Origin of the sequence: Alcanivorax sp. (assembly GCF_014762765.1) — a bacterium.
Lineage (GTDB): Bacteria > Pseudomonadota > Gammaproteobacteria > Pseudomonadales > Alcanivoracaceae > Alcanivorax.
In genome coordinates this window covers 1-4,308 of record NZ_JABURH010000091.1, presented here as the reverse complement: position 1 = coordinate 4,308, position 4,308 = coordinate 1, and the positions used below count along the sequence as shown (strand labels likewise).

The window sequence follows — 4,308 nt, the reverse complement described above, 5'->3', positions numbered from 1 at the left end:
ATGACCCGCCCTTTCGGTTTCCAGTTCGATAACAGCTACACCCACCTGCCGGAAGACCTGTTTTCCCGCTGCCCGCCGCAGCCGGTGGCAGCGCCACAGATGGTGCTGTTCAACCATGCCCTGGCGGATACCCTGGGGCTGGACGGGGACGCACTGGACAGTCCCGCTGGCGCGTCTGTGTTGGCGGGCAACGCCACCATCGACGGCAGTGACCCCATTGCTCAGGCCTATGCCGGCCACCAGTTCGGCAACCTGACCATGCTCGGCGATGGTCGCGCCATTCTGCTTGGCGAACAGATCACCCCGGATGGCGCACGCCGGGATATCCAGCTCAAGGGGGCAGGCCGAACGGTGTTTTCACGGGGCGGCGATGGCCGCGCGTCGCTGGGCCCCATGCTGCGCGAGTACATCATCAGCGAGGCCATGTATGGCCTGGGCATTCCCTCTACCCGCAGCCTGGCAGTGGTCACCACTGGCGAATCGGTATTGCGCGAAACCGCCCTGCCCGGCGCCATTCTCACCCGGGTGGCCGCCTCCCATCTGCGGGTGGGCACCTTCCAGTACGCCGCCGGGCGACAGAATCCGGCCCTGCTGGAAGCGTTGGTGGATTACACCCTGAACCGCCACTACCCGGAAAAAAATGACAGTGACAACAAGGCTCTGGCCTTGCTGGATGCGGTGATGGACAGCCAGATTGATCTGGTCGTGCACTGGATGCGGGTGGGCTTTATCCACGGCGTACTCAATACCGACAACGTGACCCTGAGCGGCGAGAGCATCGACTTCGGCCCCTGCGCCTTTATGGACAGCTTCGACCCGGATACGGTGTTCAGTTCCATTGATCATCAGGGTCGCTACGCCTATGGCAATCAGCCCACCATCACCCAGTGGAACCTGAGCCGTTTCGCGGAAACCCTGTTGCCGCTGATCGACGAGAATGTGGACAGCGCCATCGAAAAAGCCACCGCCGTGATCAAATCCTTCAGCGAACGCTACAGTGACAAGTGGCTCGCAATGATGAAGAAAAAGCTGGGCCTGTTCGGTGATGACCCGGTGGATGAAAAATTGATTACCGATCTGCTTGAATGGATGAAGGCAAACCAGGCGGATTACACCAATACTTTTCGAGATCTGACTGGAGAAGACTTCCCGGCGGGCCGTTTCTACAAGGATGACGACTTCATCAACTGGCACCAGCGTTGGCAGGCCCGCCTGGGCCGCAACCCAAAACCACTCAAATCGTCTCGGTGCCTGATGCGCAATCACAACCCGGCGGTGATTCCCCGCAACCACCGTGTGGAGGAAGCGCTGTCCGCCGCAGAAAAAGGCGATATGTCTGTCACCAGGGCGCTACTGGACGCACTGGCAACCGCTTATGAGGACCGCGATCCGGACGACGCCTATCGCCAACCACCGGCGCCGGAGGAGCGAGTCTGCCAGACCTTTTGCGGCACCTGACGACACACGGCCAGGCCATGTATTTGCCGCCGCAAGCCAGGCTTTTATACTGGTAGGGAGCCCGTGCTTAAGGAACTGTCATGGCCGACAACGACACCTTCCCCGAGCCACAAAGTGTCTCCCAGCGACTTTGCCAGCAGGTGCTGCGTGCCACCGGCTGGAGCGTGGCCCCCTTCCCCAATGTGGACAAGGCGATCATAGCCGGCGGGCCACACACCTCCAATTGGGACGGAGTGCTTGGCCTGACCGGCAAAACGGCCATCGGCATTGATGCCCACCTGATGATCAAGGACAACCTGTTCAAGGGCCCACTGGGTTGGCTGCTGCGACGATGCGGCGCCATCCCCATCGACCGCTCCCGTTCCGCCGGCGTGGTTGAACAGACCGTGGAGCAGTTCGCCAAACACGACCGGCTCTATATCGTGGTCACCCCGGAAGGCACCCGCACCCGGGCCGCCAAATGGAAAACCGGTTTCTGGCATATTGCCCGGCAGGCCGGCGTGCCCATCGTGGTGGCCTTGGCCGATTATCAGAGCAAACGGATTTTCTTTCCCGAAGTGATGACGCCCAGCGGCGACCTGGAGAGAGACCTCCAGTATCTCTATGAATGCTTTGCCGGCGTCATGCCGAAACGCCCGGAAAAACTATCCGGCCCGGTGAAAACGCTGTGGGAACAGCGCCAGGCAGGAAGAAGGGAGTAATCGGTTCTTGGCAAGACACACCCCGTAGGAGCGTCGCTGGAGGCGCTATCCCAAACCTGTTTTAAAAGCATTCTCACCACAGAGGGCACAGAGCACACAGAGAAAACCCTTTCTTTTCCTCAGTGATCTCTGTGCCCTCTGTGGTAATACATTCTTTATCGACGTTGGGTTATCGCGCCGCCAGCGACGCTCCTACGGCATAGCCGCGATCGAAAATATCAGGTCAGGGGTTCGATGAAAAATTCACGGCAAATCCGCTGCGTTGCCAAAGCCACGCCACCCACAAAGTGTGCAGATTGATCAGCACCGCCAGCGTCCACTCAAACCCGTCATCCATGGTGCCGTAGTGTTCCGGCCAGATCACCCCCAGTATCAAGGAAGCAATGCCCACCAGCAGGGTGAAACCGCATAGCCGGAATAAGGCCCGCCCAGCCGCTGATTGCGCACTGTTACGCAGGGAGGCACTCAACCCCAGTTGCGCCAGATAGGTCAGACCGAAAAACCCCACCACACCAATCCGGCGCAGCATGTAGGGGGTATCGCCGGCATGCCCTAGCACCACGGTGTAGAGTGCCAACGGCAAGGCCGCCAGCATCCCCAGCCACCACCAGACTCCTGGCTCCACGCCCAGTTGTCGTAACCAGTAGCGATTGCTCCACCAGAACAACACCATGCAGACACAGGCAGGCAACATGCCCGCCTTGAAAACGAAGTAGGCCGTGCCGGAACGGGACGCGCGGGAAATGCTGGTACAACCCTCGAACCAGGGCAGGCACCAGGGCACCAGCTGCTCACTGGCAGAGAGCAGATAGCAGACATGCATGGTCACCAGTGGCAACAGGGCGGTGGCCCAGGCCAGTGGAGCCAGGCGGGCAGCGGTTGGCGACGTGGTCATGGAGTGAGGTTAACGCAAGACAAAGGGCCATCACACCAGTCAGATCACCGTCATCGCGACAACGTCTTACCGGAAAGCAGCAAACGTAACGCCTTGCGTAGGCGTGCACTGAGCCTAAGGCGAACTGCACCGATCCGGCGTTTGAATGGTGCAGTTCGCTTGGGCTCAGTGCACCCTACGTCTTGATAAGCACCGGGGTTTGCTATTGCTCACCTTGCAGCTTGTCCAGGGTGCGCAGCTCGAAATCGCTGGCATCATGGCGCTCCCATAACTGGCTGGAAGGCTCGCCCCAGGCGCGGTTCACTTTACGACCGCGTTTCACCGCTGGTCTTTCGCCGATCTGCTCTGTCCAGCGCAGCACATTCTTGTAGGTGTGGGCTTCGATAAACTCCGCTGCCTCGTAGACCTTGTTAGTCACCAGAGCGCCATACCAGGGCCAGATAGCCATATCGGCAATGGTGTATTCATCACCGGCGATATAGTCGTTGTCCGCAAGCTGCCGATCCAGCACATCCAGCTGCCGCTTGATTTCCATGGTGTAGCGATTGATCGGGTATTCGTACTTTTCCGGGGCATAGGCATAGAAGTGGCCAAAGCCGCCACCCAACAGCGGCGCGCTGCCCATCTGCCAGAACAACCAGCTGAGCGTTTCGGTACGTTTGCCCGGGTCGCCGGGCAGGAATTCGCCGAACTTTTCTGCCAGGTACAACAGAATATTGCCGGACTCGAACACCCGACGTGGCGGGGTGACGCTGTGATCCATCAAGGCAGGAATCTTGGAGTTGGGATTCACCTCCACAAAGCCACTGCCGAACTGATCGCCATTCTGGATATTGATCAACCAGGCATCGTATTCCGCATCCTTGTGACCCTTTTCAAGCAGCTCTTCCAGCATCACCGTGACCTTTACCCCGTTGGGGGTGGCCAGGGAGTAAAGCTGCAGAGAATGCTTGCCCACTTGCAGGGCCTTGTCATGGGTCGGCCCGGCAATGGGGCGATTGATATTGGCGAAGGCGCCGCCATTGGCCTGGTCCCACTTCCAGACACGGGGTGGGGTGTAGGTGTCATCGGACATAAAACAGCTCCCGGTTCGAATTATCTCTTATCAGCAGGGTACCCGCCGACGGCACTCAGGTCTTGCCCTTTACTCCATGATGCTTGGCATTTTCTACAGCTTTTTCACCCGCCCTATAGGTTCACTACACCCAGCGCCGAACCGCTTCAGCTGTGTCATCAGGGCGCGTATTGAAGCAA

Annotated in this window: 4 protein-coding genes; 2 read left to right on the top strand and 2 right to left on the bottom strand. The window is 59.2% G+C overall.

Features of this window, described 5'->3' with window-relative positions; genetic code table 11:
• Together HUJ17_RS04700 and HUJ17_RS04695 are read left to right on the top strand one after the other, a co-directional pair.
• Positions 1–1,458: protein adenylyltransferase SelO (locus tag HUJ17_RS04700; protein WP_290509588.1), on the top strand; the 1,458-nt coding region annotated here is incomplete at its 5' end.
• An 80-nt stretch (positions 1,459–1,538) separates the two neighbouring features.
• Complete coding sequence (locus HUJ17_RS04695; RefSeq protein WP_290509587.1) at positions 1,539–2,159, top strand: lysophospholipid acyltransferase family protein; 621 nt, start codon at positions 1,539–1,541, stop codon at positions 2,157–2,159.
• A 223-nt stretch (positions 2,160–2,382) separates the two neighbouring features.
• On the opposite strand, the gene HUJ17_RS04690 is transcribed toward HUJ17_RS04695, so the two are convergent.
• Positions 2,383–3,054: a hypothetical protein gene (locus tag HUJ17_RS04690; RefSeq protein ID WP_290509586.1), complete on the bottom strand. Its 672-nt coding sequence runs from the start codon at positions 3,052–3,054 to the stop codon at positions 2,383–2,385.
• Between the two features lie 202 nt (positions 3,055–3,256).
• Positions 3,257–4,129 (bottom strand): glutathione-dependent disulfide-bond oxidoreductase, encoded by an 873-nt coding sequence (gene yghU / locus HUJ17_RS04685; protein WP_290509585.1) that lies wholly within the window; start codon positions 4,127–4,129, stop codon positions 3,257–3,259.
• Between the last annotated feature and the right edge of the window lie 179 nt (positions 4,130–4,308).

Coding starts and splice junctions, on each gene's coding strand:
- HUJ17_RS04695 (WP_290509587.1), top strand. CDS start 1,539: ATGGCCGACAACGACACCTTCCCCGAGCCACAAAGTGTCTCCCAGCGA.
- HUJ17_RS04690 (WP_290509586.1), bottom strand. CDS start 3,054: ATGACCACGTCGCCAACCGCTGCCCGCCTGGCTCCACTGGCCTGGGCC.
- yghU (WP_290509585.1), bottom strand. CDS start 4,129: ATGTCCGATGACACCTACACCCCACCCCGTGTCTGGAAGTGGGACCAG.